Genomic DNA, 12,903 nt, shown 5'->3' on the forward strand with positions numbered 1-12,903 from the left:
CACGCGATTTCGCTGCCCCGGAAGGGTTTTCGGGCCCCCGGGAACCCCCGGGTCTTCATGTGATCCGGGATCGCGGCGCATTAGTGTGGGGTGCGCCGGCTCAACGCCGAACCGGCGCGGTGCCACCTCACGCAAACTGGAGAGTTGCCTCAAATGAGCTCGACCGGAGTCTCGTCCCTACCCGGAACCGGAGCCGACGCCGAACCCGAATTCGGCCAGCGCTCCCCGGCCAGCCCGGAGCAGATCAGGGACGACCTGATCGACGCCGCCGCCGGGCTGGCGCCGGAGATCGGTGAGCTCATCCGGCTCTACTACCGGCACATCCCGCCCGAAGAGATCGTCGGCGACGAGCCCGTCAACCTGGTCGGTGCCGTCCGGTCGCACCTGCAGCTGGCCAAGTCGCGGATGCCCGGCCGCCCCGCCGTGCGGCTGCTGAACCCCACCGTCGCCGAAGACGGCTGGGCGCGGGAAGCCACCGTCGTGCAGGTCGTCACCGATGACATGCCGTACCTCGTCGACTCGATCGCCGCGGAGTTCGCGCGCGACGGTGTCCAGGTGCAGCGGATCGTTCACCCGATCGTGGTGGTCAGCCGGGACCTCACCGGCGAGCTCCTCGAGGTCCACACCGATGCCGACCCGGCCGAGCCGCCCGCGAACTCGGCCGCCGAGTCGTGGATGTACATCGAGATCGACTTCGTCACCGACCGCAACCGCGCCCGCGAGCTCGACAACCGGCTCTCCAGCGTGCTGGGTGACGTCCGCGAGGTCGTCGAGGACGCCGAGAAGATGGCCCAGACGGCCTGCCAGCTCGCGAGCGAACTCGAGACGGACCCGCCGCGGCTGCCGGAGGAGGAGGTCGCCGAGGGCGCCCGCCTGCTGCGCTGGCTGGCCGACGGCCACTTCACCTTCCTCGGCTACCGCCGCTACGAACTGATCGACAACCCGCACCCGGACACCGAAGAGCACACCGCGCCGGCCCTGCGCGCCGTCCTCGCCTCCGGCCTCGGCGTGCTGCGCCAGGACAGCCTCGCCGCCCGCGGCCTCACCGCCGGCCCGGACACCGCCACGTCCGCCCTCGCGCCGTCGCTGCTGGTGCTGACCCAGGCCAGCGCGCCCTCGACCGTGCACCGGCCGGTCTACCCGTACTACGTCGGCGTCAAGACCTTCGACGCCGAGGGCAACGTCACCGGCGAACACCGCTTCCTCGGCATGTTCACCACCACCGCGCTGCACGAGAACGTCCTCGACATCCCGGTCGTCTGCAAGCGGGTCCGCGAGGTCATCCACCGCGCCGGCTTCCCGATCGAGTCGTTCTCCGGCCAGCGGATGCTCGAAATCCTGCAGAACTGGCCGCGCGCCGACCTCTTCTCCGCCGACACCGACTCGCTGTACTCGACGACGACCGGCGCGATCACCCTCGCCGACCGCCGCCGGCTGCGGCTGTTCCTGCGCCGTGACCCATACGGCCGCTTCTACTCCTGCCTGGTCTACCTCCCGCGCGACCGCTACACGACGCGCTCGCGGCTGGCGATGCAGGAAGTCCTGCTCGAAGAGCTCGAAGGCACCCAGCTCGAGTACAGCGCGCGGATCGGCGAGACCGTCCTGGCGCAGGTCCACTTCGTCGTGCACACCGACCCGGCCCGCCGCCTCGACCCGGACACGCTCAAGATCCAGGACCGGCTGAACGACGCCGTCCGCACCTGGGACGACCGGATGGTCGAGGCGGTTCTCGACGAACGCCGCGAGCGCGCCGACGGCGGCGTCGCCGTCGGGATCGTCGGCGAGGAGTCGGCCACCGAGCAGGGCCAGCGCTTCGCGATGGTGTTCCCCGAGGGCTACAAGGAGGACTTCACCGCCGAAGAAGCCCTCAGCGACCTTCGCTCGCTGGACTCGCTCACCGACGAAGGCGACCTCGCGCTGTCGTTCTACCGGCCCGCCGACGCCGGCCCGGGGGAGCGGCGCTTCAAGCTCTACCTGCGCGGCGAAGGCGTCACGCTGTCGAAGGTGCTGCCGGTGCTGCAGGCCATGGGCGTCGAGGTGGTCGACGAACGGCCGTACGAGCTGCACCGCGAGGACGGCGGCGCGTGCTGGATCTACGACTTCGGCCTGCGCGTCGACCAGAAGATGCTCGACGAGTCCGACGAGCACGCCGTCGAGGAGCTGCGCGGCCGGTTCCAGGACGCCTTCGAGGCCGCCTGGCGCGGTGACGCCGAGGTCGACGGCCTCAACGGGCTCGTCCTGCGCGCCGGGCTCACCTGGCGCCAGGCCGCCGTGCTGCGCGCGTACTCACGCTACCTGCGTCAGGCCGGCAGCGCGTTCTCCCAGGACTACATCCAGAACACGCTGCTGAACCACACCCCGGTCGCCACCAAGCTGCTGCGGCTGTTCGAGGCCCGGTTCGACCCGAAGCTCGCCGACGCCGACCGCGAGGCCGCCACGGAGGCGCTGGCCGGCGAGCTGAACGCGATGATCGACGAGGTCACCAGCCTCGACGAGGACCGGATCCTGCGCCGGCTGATGGCCGTCATCCTCGCCACCCTGCGGACGAACTACCACGTCATGGGCACCGACGGGCGGCCGCGGACGTTCCTGGCCATCAAGCTCGACCCGGCCGGCGTGCCCGACCTGCCCGAGCCGCGGCCCAAGTTCGAGATCTTCGTGTACTCGCCGCGCGTCGAGGGCGTGCACCTGCGCTTCGGCGAGGTCGCGCGCGGTGGCCTGCGCTGGTCGGACCGGCGGGAGGACTTCCGCACCGAGATCCTCGGCCTGGTCAAGGCGCAGGCGGTGAAGAACGCGGTGATCGTGCCGGTCGGCGCGAAGGGCGGCTTCGTCGTCAAGCGCCCGCCGGCGCCGAGCGGTGACGCGAGCATCGATCGCGACGCCCAGCTCAACGAGGGCATCGCCTGCTACCGCATGTTCATCTCCGGCCTGCTCGACCTGACCGACAACCGGATCGAGGGCAAGACCGTGCCCGCGCCCGGCGTGGTCCGGCACGACGCCGACGACTCCTACCTGGTCGTCGCGGCCGACAAGGGCACGGCGAAGTTCTCCGACATCGCGAACGAGGTCTCGGCGCAGTACGGCTTCTGGCTCGGCGACGCGTTCGCCTCCGGCGGCTCGGTCGGCTACGACCACAAGGCCATGGGCATCACGGCGAAGGGGGCCTGGGAAAGCGTCAAGCGGCACTTCCGCGAGCTGGGCAAGGACACCCAGACCGAGGACTTCACCGTCGTCGGCATCGGCGACATGATGGGCGACGTCTTCGGCAACGGCATGCTGCTGTCCGAGCACATCCGCCTGGTCGCGGCGTTCAACCACATGCACGTGTTCCTGGACCCGGACCCGGACGCGGCGACGTCGTTCGCCGAGCGCCGCCGACTGTTCGACCTGCCGCGCAGCTCCTGGGACGACTACGACCGTTCGCTGATCAGCGAAGGCGGCGGGATCTACCCGCGCACGGCGAAGTCGATCCCGATCAGCCCGCAGGTCCGTGCCGCGCTCGGCCTCGAGGACAGCGTCACCGCGCTGGCGCCGATGGACCTCATCCAGGCGATCCTGCTGGCGCCGGTCGAGCTGCTGTGGAACGGCGGCATCGGCACCTACGTCAAGGCGGAGACCGAAAGCCACGCGGCGGCCGGCGACAAGGCCAACGACGCCATCCGCGTCGACGGCAAGCAGCTGCGCGTCAAGGTGTTCGGCGAGGGCGGCAACCTCGGCCTCACCCAGCTGGGCCGGATCGAGTTCGCGCGCAACGGCGGCAAGATCAACACCGACGCGCTCGACAACTCGGCCGGCGTCGACTGCTCCGACCACGAGGTCAACATCAAGATCCTGCTCGACCACCTGGTCCAGACCGGCAAGCTGGAGCGCGAACAGCGCAACGAGCTCCTGGGCGAGATGACCGACGAGGTCGGGGCGCTGGTGCTCAAGGACAACTACCGGCAAAACGCCGTGCTCGGCGTCAGCCGGGCGCACGCCGCACCGATGCTCTCGGTGCACGCGCGGCAGGTCCAGGCGCTGGTGTCGGCGGGCGCCTTCGACCGCAAGCTCGAAGCGCTGCCGAGCAATTCGGAGTTCCGCGAGCTGGAGAAGGCGGGCAAGGGCCTGACCTCGCCGGAGCTGGCGACCCTGCTGGCCCACGTCAAGCTGGAGCTCAAGGACGAGCTGCTGGCCAGCGACCTGCCCGACTCGCAGGTGTTCGCCGGGCGGCTGCCCGAGTACTTCCCGAAGCCGCTGCGCGAACGGTTCGCCGACGCGATCGGGGAGCACCCGCTGCGCCGCCAGATCATCACCACGATGATCGCCAACGAAGTCGTCGACGGCGGCGGCATCTCGTTCGTCTACCGGCTGATGGAGGAGATGAACGCGACCGCCACGGACGCGGTGCGCGCGTACGCCGTGGTGACACGCGTGTTCGACCTCCCCGCGCTGTGGAAGGAGATCGACGCGCTCGACAACGTCGTGCACACCGACGTCGCCGACGCGATGGTGCTGGAGACGCGGCGGCTGCTCGACCGGGCCGCGCGCTGGTTCCTCACCAACCGGCCGCAGCCGCTGGCGCCGCTGTCGGAGATCAAGCGCTTCGGCCGGGTGCTGAACGAACTGGTCCCGAAGATCGGCGACCTGCTCCGCGGCCGCGAAGCCGAGTCGGTGCAGGCGCACGCCGACGAGCTGATCGGCGCCGGCGTGCCGGCCGAGCTGGCCCGCCGGGTCTCGCTGCTGCTGCACACCTACGGCCTGCTCGACGTCACCGAGGTGGCCGAGCTCGCCGAGCAGCAGATCGGCGTGGACGCCACGCACAGCCCGGCGGAGACGGCGGAGCTGTACTACGCGCTCTCGGCGCACCTGGACATCGACCAGATGCTCACCGAGATCAGCAAGCTCGAACGCGGCAACCGCTGGCACGCCCTCGCCCGGCTTTCGCTGCGCGACGACGTCTACGGCTCGCTGCGGGCCATCACCCTGGACGCGCTGCGGCACAGCGATCCCGGATCGTCCGGGGACGCCAAGATCGCCCAGTGGGAAAAGACGAACGCGTCCCGGCTGCAGCGGGCCCGCGTCGCGCTCGACGAGATCACCAAGTCCGGCCGGCTCGACCTGGCGACGTTGTCGGTGGCGGCCCGCCAGATCCGGAGCACGGTCCGGTGACCTATGTTTCGCACGTCCGCCCGCGCTGGACGGACATGGACGTCTACGGCCACATCAACCACGCGAAGCTGGTGACGCTGCTCGAAGAGGCCCGAATCCCGCTGCTGTTCGAAGCGGCCGTCGAGGCCGGGCTCGACCAGCTGCCCAAGGGCATCGTCGTGGTGCGCCTCGAGGTGGCCTACAAGGCGCCGATCGTGGTGTCCGGGCAGCAGCTGCGGGTCGAGATCGACCTCACGCAACTGCGCGCGGCGAGCTTCACGCTGGCCTACCGCGTGCGCGGCGGGCCGTCCCCGGACGACCCGGTGGCGGTGACGGCGGAGACGGTGCTGGCGCCGTACGACACGGTCGAGCTGCGGCCGCGTAGGCTCACCCCGGCCGAATCGGAGTTTCTGAAGCAGGGGTTCGCGGATGCCTGAGTTGTTCGTGCCGGACGCGGCCGACCGGGAGACCCTCGGCGCGTTCGTCGCCCGCGCGGTCCGGCTGGACGGCCAGACGGCCGTCCGGCTGCGGCAGCGCGGCGACGGCGTGGTCGAGGCCTGGACGTCGACGCCGTTCGAGTGCCTGGCCACCCGGGCGGTGGCCGGTGACGTCACCCCCGGCGACGTCACGGTGTCGGGCAACGAGCTGCTCGCGGCGCTGACCGTGGCGGGCGCGCCCCGGATGGACCCGGGCCCGGCCCGCGACCTGCTCTGGCACGGCGAACTGCCGCCGTCCGGCCGCTGGCCGCTGGTCGACGAGCTGCCCGCGCGGGTGGTGTCCGAGCTGGCGGACCGCGGCGTGACGCTGGCCAGGGACAACGCCGGCCCGCACGGCACGCCGCCGGCGTCGCTGATGGACCAGGCGGTGCTGACGGTGACCGGCGGCTCGGTCGAGGTCAAGGTGCAGATGCGGTGCCTGTTCGCGATGTCCGGCATGGGTTTCGTGGACTCGGACGTGGAAGGGGACGTCGTCCGTGTGTCGGCGACGGACTCGTGGCTGCGCCTGGACGCGCGGTACGGCGCGATCGTGCGGCGCCGGCACGCGCTGCTGCCGCTGCTGTTCTGACGGATTCCTTACGACGGCCACCGGTGCCGCCCATCGGTGGCAGTCTGGAGTCATGAGCCCGGACGAAGACCCGACCGCGGACTTCCTCGACGACGTGCGCGCCGACGAGGAAACGCCGTGGCGGACGGACCGTCCGGCGGGCGAGCGGGCGCCGGAGCGCGCCGAAAGACCTGAGAGGTGGGGCCGCACGCGTGCGGCGGGCCGGGCGGCTGCCCAGGCGGCGCCCTACCTCCAGGCCGCGGCGCTGGTGGCCTGGCTGGCCAGCGGCGCCTTCGACGACGGTTCCGGTTCGGGCGACCAGTCCGGCTGAAATCCCGAGCCGGGCACGGCCCGCCCTCCCTGGGGGCTGCCCCCGCTTCCAGCGTATCGGCGGCTACCGACGAAAGAGCCGCCCGAAGAGGCGTTCAGCCGAAGTTGTCCACATCCGGCGTGGGGTGTGGAAGCGGCCTCAAACCAGCCAGGCGGCCGAGTCCGCGGGCAGCTTCCCCTCGACCAGCGGGCTGCTCGACAACAGCACCTCACCGGGCGGCAGCGCGATCGGCGACGCCGAGGTGTTCAGCGCGCACACCAGCCCACCCCCGCGCCGCCGGAACGCGAAACAGCCGGCCGGGGCGCCGTACCACTCCAGCTCGTCGCCGGCGAACGCCGGATGCGTCTTCCGGAGCTCGATCGCCTGCCGGTACAGCGAAAGCGTCGAGTCCGCGTCCTCGATCTGCTTCTCCACCGTCAACCCCGCCCACGAAGCCGGCATCGGCAGCCACGTGCGCGGGTTGCGCGAGAAACCGAACGGCGGCAGGTCGCCCTCCCACGGCAGCGGGACCCGCGAAACGTCCCGGCCGAACTCCGCCCCGCTGGTCTTGGCCCGCGGATCGGCCATCTCCGACGGCGACAGCGAAACGTTCGCCAGCCCCAGCTCTTCGCCGTTGTATAGGTAGATCGCGCCCGGCAGGGCCAGCTCGACCAAGGCCATCGCCCGCGCGCGCCGCACGCCGGTGTCACCGCCGCCGTAGCGGCTGACCTGGCGCCAGACGTCGTGGTTGCCCAGCGTCCAGGTCGCCGGGGCGCCCGTGCGGGCCGGGACCGCCAGCGAACGCTCGATGGCCGTGCGCATGGCGTCGGCGTCGAAGTGCGTGAGCACGAGCCGGAAGTTGAACGCCAGGTGCAGCTCGCCGGGCCGCAGGTAGCGCGACAGCCGCTCCTCGTCGGTCACCCAGATCTCGCCGACCGCCATCGCGTCCGGGAACTCGTCGAGCACCTTGCGGATCATCTGGTGGATCTCGTGGACGCCGTCGTGGTCCCAGCGCGGGTCGTAGTAGTGGTTCGGCCCGATCCCGTTCGCGCGCGGGTCCATGTCCGGCAGGCCGGGCGGTTTGGCCATGCCGTGCGCGACGTCGATGCGGAAGCCGTCGACGCCGCGTTCGAGCCAGAACCGCAGGGTGCGTTCGAGGTCGGCGGCGACCTCGGGGTTGGCCCAGTTGAGGTCCGGCTGCTGCGGCGCGAACAGGTGCAGGTACCACTGCCCGTCCGGTACCCGGGTCCAGGCCGGGCCGCCGAAGGCGCTGACCCAGTTGTTCGGCGGGTCCTCGCCCGTCGGGCCGACTCCGTCGCGGAAGATGTAGCGGTCGCGCTCCGGGCTGCCCGGCGCGGCGGCCATCGCCGACTTGAACCAGGCGTGCTGGTTGCTGGTGTGGTTCGGGACCACGTCCACGGTGACCTTGATGTTCCGCTTGTGCGCCTCGGTGAGCAGCACGTCGAAGTCGCCGAGGGTGCCGAACATCGGGTCGACGTCGCGCGGGTCGGCGATGTCGTAGCCGTGGTCGGCCATCGGGGAGCGGTAGAACGGCGTCAGCCACAGTGCGTCGACGCCCAGCAGCTCCAGGTAGCCGAGCCGGGAGTGGATGCCTTCCAGGTCCCCGACGCCGTCACCGTCCGAGTCGGCGAACGAGCGCACGTAGACCTGGTAGAAGACGGCATCGCGCCACCAGGCTGGCTCTCTCATACGAAGCTGTTCATCATGCTGTGCGCAGCCATCTCCAGGTAGGCCCAGAGCTGCCCGCGGTACGGCTCGTCCAGGTTCTCCTCGTCGACGGCGATCCGGATGCAGCGCAGCCAGGCGTCCCGCTCGATCGGCCCGATCTTGAACGGCGCGTGCCGCATCCGCAGCCGCGGGTGCCCGCGCTGGTCGGAGTAGGTGTGCGGGCCGCCCCAGTACTGGATCAGGAACAGCCGGAAGCGCTCCTCGGCGGGGCCGAGGTCCTCCTCGGGGTAGAGGGGGCGCAGGACCTCGTCGCGCGCGACCTCCTCGTAGAACCGCCCGACGATCCGGCGGAACGCCGGCTCGCCGCCGATCGCTTCGTAGAGGTTCGCCGGTTCGCTCACTGCAGCCACGCCTTCCATTTTGCCCTTCGTTCCCGGGTTCCCGACGCCCGGTCCGGTGATGCCGGATGGTCGCAAATCCGTTTCCCAGCGTAACCGCGCCCGGCTACGGTCTCCGATCGTGACGACCGACCTCGGCCACTGCACGAGTGCGGCGAAGCCGGCGACGTCTGGCAGTTCAGCGAGGCCAAGTACACGAGCTTCCACACCGCGAGCGGCCTGAGCGTCCTTCCTGCTGTTCCCCGCCGGGGTGGCCGCCACGCTCGAGCACGTCGAGCGCAGCGACCACCCCGGCCGGGACGAGGTGGCGGCCGACCTGCGCGAGCACCTGGCGCACGACCCGGATCTCGATCGGGACCTGGCCGCCCGGCTCGCCGGGCTGCGCGGGCCTACTCGGCCTGACGGACCTTCTTCTCGGCCGGCGGGGCCGCCGGGACGGCGGGCGGGAACAGCCGGCCGAGGGGCGGGTCGAAGCCGGCCTCCTCCAGCGCCGCCAGGAGCTGGGCGCGCAAGGCCCGCTGCACCGCCCACTGCTTGCCCGGCCGGACCTTCACCGTCAGGCGCAGCTGGAGGCCTTCCGGTGTGACGCTTTCCACACCCAGCATCTCCGGCGGCTCGAGGACGTTGTCCTTCAGCGCGTCGCCCTCGGTGGCCGCGGAGGCCGCGTCCGCGAGCACCGTCGTCGCGCGCTCGACGTCGGCCGTGTAGCCGAGCGGGACGTCGACGACCGCCACCGCGAAGCCCTGGCTCGAGTTGCCGACGCGGAGGACCTCGCCGTTGCGGACGTACCAGACCGTGCCCTTGACGTCACGCAACGTCGTGATCCGCAAGCCCACGGACTCGACCGTGCCGGACGCCTCGCCGACGTCCACGACGTCGCCGACGCCGTACTGGTCCTCGACCATCATGAAGATGCCGGACAGGAAGTCCTTGACCAGGTTCTGCGCGCCGAACCCGATCGCGACGCCGATGATGCCCGCCGACGCGATGATCGGCCCCAGGTTGATGCCGAGTTCACCCAGCACGAGGATGAACGCCAGGCCGTAGATCAGGAACGTCGCCATCGACTTCAGCACCGAGCCGATGGTCTTCGCGCGCTGGCGGCGGCGTTCGATGACGGCGGAGCCGAGCACCTCCGGGGCGCGTTCGCGCAGAGGACGCAGCAGCGACGGCAGCTTGCCGCCGGTCTTCGGCAGCGTGGTGACCCGGTTGATCAGCCTTCTCACGAGCATCCGGACCAGGAACGCGATCACCAGGATCATCAGGATCTTGATCGGCTTGGTGATCAGCCAGTTCGCCGAGCCCGCCAACCACTTGTTGTTCGTGACTTCGTACACCTGGGCGCAGAACGTGCTCGGGTCTCCGATGCACGGCGGGTCGGCGGAGGGGAGCAGGGAGAGCACGGGGGTTCGTTCATCCTTCCGATCGGGTCGGGCACCCCAACGCCGAGTGGATGTCGGGTCGCGCGGATGTGACACGTCTTGTAACACACGTGCGCTGGGGGCCTGTTCTGTGGTCGACTATGCCTACGCCCCTGGAGGTGGTCGAGTGCCAGACCGACAACCCAGCCCCCGCGGCGTCTCCGGCCAAGCCACGGCCGACGAGACGCCAGAGGTGGTTCTGCGCGCCTATCCGGGGGGTTCCGCATCCGGCGGAACCGTCCCGGCCGGGCCGGGGACCCGCCCAGGGGGAGTTACCCGCCCGCCCGGACAGCGTAGTAGAGGCCGGGATCCGGCCGCCCCGGCCTGGGGCCGGCGCCGGGTGCTCCTGCTCAACGCCACTTTCGAGCCGCTGACGGCGCTGCCGCTGCGGCGCGCCGTCGTGCTCGTGATGTGCGGCAAGGCCGAAGTGGTCCACGGTGACCCCGGCGGGATCGAGCTGCACTCGGCGAAGGTGTCGCTGCCGGTGCCCTCGGTGATCCGCCTCAGCACGTACGTGCGGGTACCCTACCGGGCGCAGGTGCCGCTCACGCGCGCCGGGCTCATGCACCGCGACCGGTACCGCTGCGCCTACTGCGGAGGGCGGGCCGAGACGATCGACCACGTCGTCCCGCGCAGCCGGGGCGGCCCCCACGCCTGGACCAACTGCGTCGCCTGCTGCGCCAAGTGCAACCACCGCAAGGCGGACCGGCTGCTCTCGGAGATCGGCTGGCGGCTGCGCGTGGTCCCGCGTGCCCCGCACGGCCCGCACTGGCGGCTGCTCGCGCACTCCAAGGAGGCCGACCCGCTCTGGCGGCCGTATCTCGGCTCCGCCGCTTAGCGTCTTCGGGGGGCGGAGCCCCGGACAAGCCGGCGCCCCGGCTGCCTTGCGGCGGCCGGGGCGAGCCGGGTGCTTGCGCGAAGTGCTCAGGTAGTGCGTGCGGCCCTGGAGTACGGGTCAGGCAGCGAGCGCGTAGTCGCTCTGGCAGGTGACGCGGGTCCCCATGGTGACGCGCGTGCCGCGGGTGACGCGGGTGCCTCGCGTGACCCGGGTGCCGCAGGTGACTCGGGTCCCGGCCGTCACCCGCGTGCCCATCGTGACGCGGGTGCCTCGGGTGACGCGGGTCCCGCGGGTCACCCTCGTCCCCGCCGTCACCCGGGTGCCCATGGTGACGCGCGTTCCCGCGGTCACCCGTGTACCGCGAGTGACACGTGTACCGCGGGTAACCCTTGTGCCCGCCGTCACACGCGTTCCGGGCACGAATTCGGTGTCACTCAGTGACGAGACGGTCTCGGTGATCGCCTGTGCGGGCGTCTGAACGCTGTTCATGGCGGGGCCTCCTGGGACCGGTGCGTTACCTGCTGGGGCTGGAGAGCGGGGCGCAAGGCCCGTACAGGTGAAAAAGCTACGAGGATTTCAAGGTCCGGACAAGACGACAGCGGCGGGTGCGGCCGCCTGTACGTTGAGTTGCAACCTTTCGGCCCGACGGTCTTCGCCCCAACGTTCCAGTCCCCGCGCGCCAAGCGGCGGACGGCAGTCGGCTTACGACGAACGGTCGAATGCGCCGCGCGCGGTGGGCGCGGAGGTCATCCGATACGCTCACCGGCGTGAACGTTGTCGAGACGATCGTGGTCTTCGCCGTGATCCCGCTGGCCATCTACGGCCTCGCCGGGCTGCTGACGCTCCGGCGCAGGTCCGGCGGTGCCCCGCGGCACCGGTCCGGCCAGGCCTGGGAGTACCCGGCCATGTGGTGGAGCGCCAACCCCGACGGGGTCGGCACGGCACACCGGCACGCCGGCACCGAGAACAGCGCGCCCGAGGGCGCCCCGACCGCGGCGGGAGGCGCTCGTGGCAACTGGTGAGCTGACGAAGCGCGTCGACGAGTCCGAACTGGGTTACGGCGAGGCTCTGACGGCCACCGGGCGGGTGTCCGCGGCCAAGATGTACGAGCCGGCGGCGCCGTCCGGGCCGTTCAACACGCGCCAGCTGGCCCGCCTCGACGAGGCGCTGACCTTCGCTTCGCGGGAGACGGGCTTGGACTTCAGCCTGTACCTCGGCGAGCTGGGGCCGGACAGCCGGGTGACGGCGGAGAAGCTGCACGCGACGACGGCGGATCCGGCGAACGCGGTGCTGATCGCGGTTTCGCCCGGTGAGCGGTTGATCGAGATCGTCACGGGGACGGCGGCGTATGTGCGGCTGCCGGACCGGGGGGCCAAGCTGGCGGTGGCCAGTATGGTCGCGTCCTTCAAGGAGGGCGATCTCGTTCGCGGGCTGGTGAACGGTTTGGTGAACGCGCTGCGGATGCTTTCGGACCAGGCTGGTCCGGCGCCTCGCTGAGACTTCGGTGAACGGCCCCGCACCCTCGGGTGCGGGGCCGTTTCGCGTTCGTTCGGGGTCAGCGGGGACTGTGGTCGGCGAACTCGACCGTGAAACCGTCCGGGTCGCGCAGCTGGAGTTGCCGCTCGAAGCCGCGGTCGCGCGGGGGATTCGGTACCTGGATGCCGCGTTCGACGAACTCCGCGTACAGCTGGTCGAGGTCGTCGGCCAGGAGCTCGACCTGGACGAACGTTCGCAGGCGGCGGACTCGCTCGTCCTCTTGCTCCACGACGGTGCCCAGCTCCAGGAGTCCGAGCGTGCCGGTCGCCAAGCGCAGGAGCGCGAATCGGTCCGTGCGGATTTCGAGGGTGAAGCCGAGTGCGGTGTAGAAGGGGATGGATCGGTCGAGGCTGGTCACCGGGAGGCTCATTCCGGCGAATGTGATCATGGCGACTCCTTTGGAGAGTGCGCCATGGATAGTTCAGCCAGCGGGCGTTCCGACGCTGCACCCGCAGGATCAGGTTAACAGCGCTCTGCCGGATTGGGCGCTGCCGGATTGGCCCTGCCGGGGTCTCCCCGCCGACCCGAACGCCGGATTGT

The 12,903-nt window shown here is 70.9% G+C and carries 12 protein-coding genes; 7 read left to right on the plus strand and 5 right to left on the minus strand.

The genetic code is table 11. The features are described from left to right. Positions 1–153: 153 nt before the first annotated feature. The 4 genes from AB0J55_RS25645 to AB0J55_RS25660 are packed head-to-tail and all read left to right on the plus strand — an operon-like array spanning position 154 to position 6,502. The gene (locus AB0J55_RS25645; protein WP_364253283.1) at positions 154–5,148 is read left to right on the plus strand and encodes an NAD-glutamate dehydrogenase; all 4,995 of its coding nucleotides are present in this window, start codon (positions 154–156) and stop codon (positions 5,146–5,148) included. Continuing rightward, positions 5,145–5,564 (plus strand): acyl-CoA thioesterase, encoded by a 420-nt coding sequence (locus tag AB0J55_RS25650; protein WP_364253286.1) that lies wholly within the window; start codon positions 5,145–5,147, stop codon positions 5,562–5,564. Before AB0J55_RS25645 ends, AB0J55_RS25650 begins: the two co-directional genes overlap by 4 nt. Then, on the plus strand, positions 5,557–6,192 hold the full coding sequence (locus AB0J55_RS25655; RefSeq protein ID WP_364253288.1) for a hypothetical protein: 636 nt from the start codon (positions 5,557–5,559) through the stop codon (positions 6,190–6,192). The genes AB0J55_RS25650 and AB0J55_RS25655 overlap by 8 nt, the downstream gene beginning before the upstream one ends. A gap of 52 nt (positions 6,193–6,244) precedes the next feature. After that, a complete protein-coding gene (locus tag AB0J55_RS25660) occupies positions 6,245–6,502 on the plus strand; it encodes a hypothetical protein (RefSeq protein ID WP_364253291.1) in 258 nt (85 codons plus the stop codon). Positions 6,503–6,640: 138 nt separating this feature from the next. Here the strand turns inward: AB0J55_RS25660 and AB0J55_RS25665 are convergent, their stop codons facing one another. From AB0J55_RS25665 to AB0J55_RS25675, 3 genes are all read right to left on the minus strand, one after another. Continuing rightward, a complete protein-coding gene (locus AB0J55_RS25665) occupies positions 6,641–8,191 on the minus strand; it encodes a glycoside hydrolase family 13 protein (protein ID WP_364253294.1) in 1,551 nt (516 codons plus the stop codon). Beyond that, on the minus strand, positions 8,188–8,589 hold the full coding sequence (locus AB0J55_RS25670) for a globin (RefSeq protein WP_364253296.1): 402 nt from the start codon (positions 8,587–8,589) through the stop codon (positions 8,188–8,190). Before AB0J55_RS25670 ends, AB0J55_RS25665 begins: the two co-directional genes overlap by 4 nt. Positions 8,590–8,957: 368 nt before the next feature. Further along, positions 8,958–9,971, minus strand: coding sequence for a mechanosensitive ion channel family protein (locus AB0J55_RS25675; protein WP_364253299.1), 1,014 nt, complete (start codon positions 9,969–9,971; stop codon positions 8,958–8,960). A gap of 358 nt (positions 9,972–10,329) precedes the next feature. On the opposite strand from AB0J55_RS25675, the gene AB0J55_RS25680 reads away from it, so the two are divergent. Further along, on the plus strand, positions 10,330–10,827 hold the full coding sequence (locus tag AB0J55_RS25680) for an HNH endonuclease (RefSeq protein ID WP_364253302.1): 498 nt from the start codon (positions 10,330–10,332) through the stop codon (positions 10,825–10,827). Between the two features lie 117 nt (positions 10,828–10,944). On the opposite strand, the gene AB0J55_RS25685 is transcribed toward AB0J55_RS25680, so the two are convergent. Next, positions 10,945–11,316, minus strand: a complete 372-nt coding sequence (locus AB0J55_RS25685; protein ID WP_364253305.1) for a hypothetical protein — start codon at positions 11,314–11,316, stop codon at positions 10,945–10,947. 278 nt (positions 11,317–11,594) lie between these two features. Between AB0J55_RS25685 and AB0J55_RS25690 the strand changes: the two genes are divergently transcribed. Together AB0J55_RS25690 and AB0J55_RS25695 are read left to right on the plus strand one after the other, a co-directional pair. Next, positions 11,595–11,849 (plus strand): hypothetical protein, encoded by a 255-nt coding sequence (locus AB0J55_RS25690; protein WP_364253308.1) that lies wholly within the window; start codon positions 11,595–11,597, stop codon positions 11,847–11,849. Beyond that, positions 11,836–12,324, plus strand: a complete 489-nt coding sequence (locus AB0J55_RS25695) for a DUF5130 family protein (protein WP_364253311.1) — start codon at positions 11,836–11,838, stop codon at positions 12,322–12,324. Before AB0J55_RS25690 ends, AB0J55_RS25695 begins: the two co-directional genes overlap by 14 nt. A gap of 58 nt (positions 12,325–12,382) precedes the next feature. On the opposite strand, the gene AB0J55_RS25700 is transcribed toward AB0J55_RS25695, so the two are convergent. Beyond that, a complete protein-coding gene (locus AB0J55_RS25700) occupies positions 12,383–12,751 on the minus strand; it encodes a VOC family protein (RefSeq protein ID WP_364253313.1) in 369 nt (122 codons plus the stop codon). Between the last annotated feature and the right edge of the window lie 152 nt (positions 12,752–12,903).

It is taken from the genome of Amycolatopsis sp. NPDC049688, from assembly GCF_040674975.1.
In the GTDB taxonomy this organism is placed as follows: Bacteria; Actinomycetota; Actinomycetes; order Mycobacteriales; family Pseudonocardiaceae; genus Amycolatopsis.

Coding starts and splice junctions, on each gene's coding strand:
- AB0J55_RS25685 (WP_364253305.1), bottom strand. CDS start 11,316: ATGAACAGCGTTCAGACGCCCGCACAGGCGATCACCGAGACCGTCTCG.
- AB0J55_RS25700 (WP_364253313.1), bottom strand. CDS start 12,751: ATGATCACATTCGCCGGAATGAGCCTCCCGGTGACCAGCCTCGACCGA.
- AB0J55_RS25665 (WP_364253294.1), bottom strand. CDS start 8,191: ATGAGAGAGCCAGCCTGGTGGCGCGATGCCGTCTTCTACCAGGTCTAC.
- AB0J55_RS25645 (WP_364253283.1), top strand. CDS start 154: ATGAGCTCGACCGGAGTCTCGTCCCTACCCGGAACCGGAGCCGACGCC.
- AB0J55_RS25670 (WP_364253296.1), bottom strand. CDS start 8,589: ATGGAAGGCGTGGCTGCAGTGAGCGAACCGGCGAACCTCTACGAAGCG.
- AB0J55_RS25660 (WP_364253291.1), top strand. CDS start 6,245: ATGAGCCCGGACGAAGACCCGACCGCGGACTTCCTCGACGACGTGCGC.
- AB0J55_RS25655 (WP_364253288.1), top strand. CDS start 5,557: ATGCCTGAGTTGTTCGTGCCGGACGCGGCCGACCGGGAGACCCTCGGC.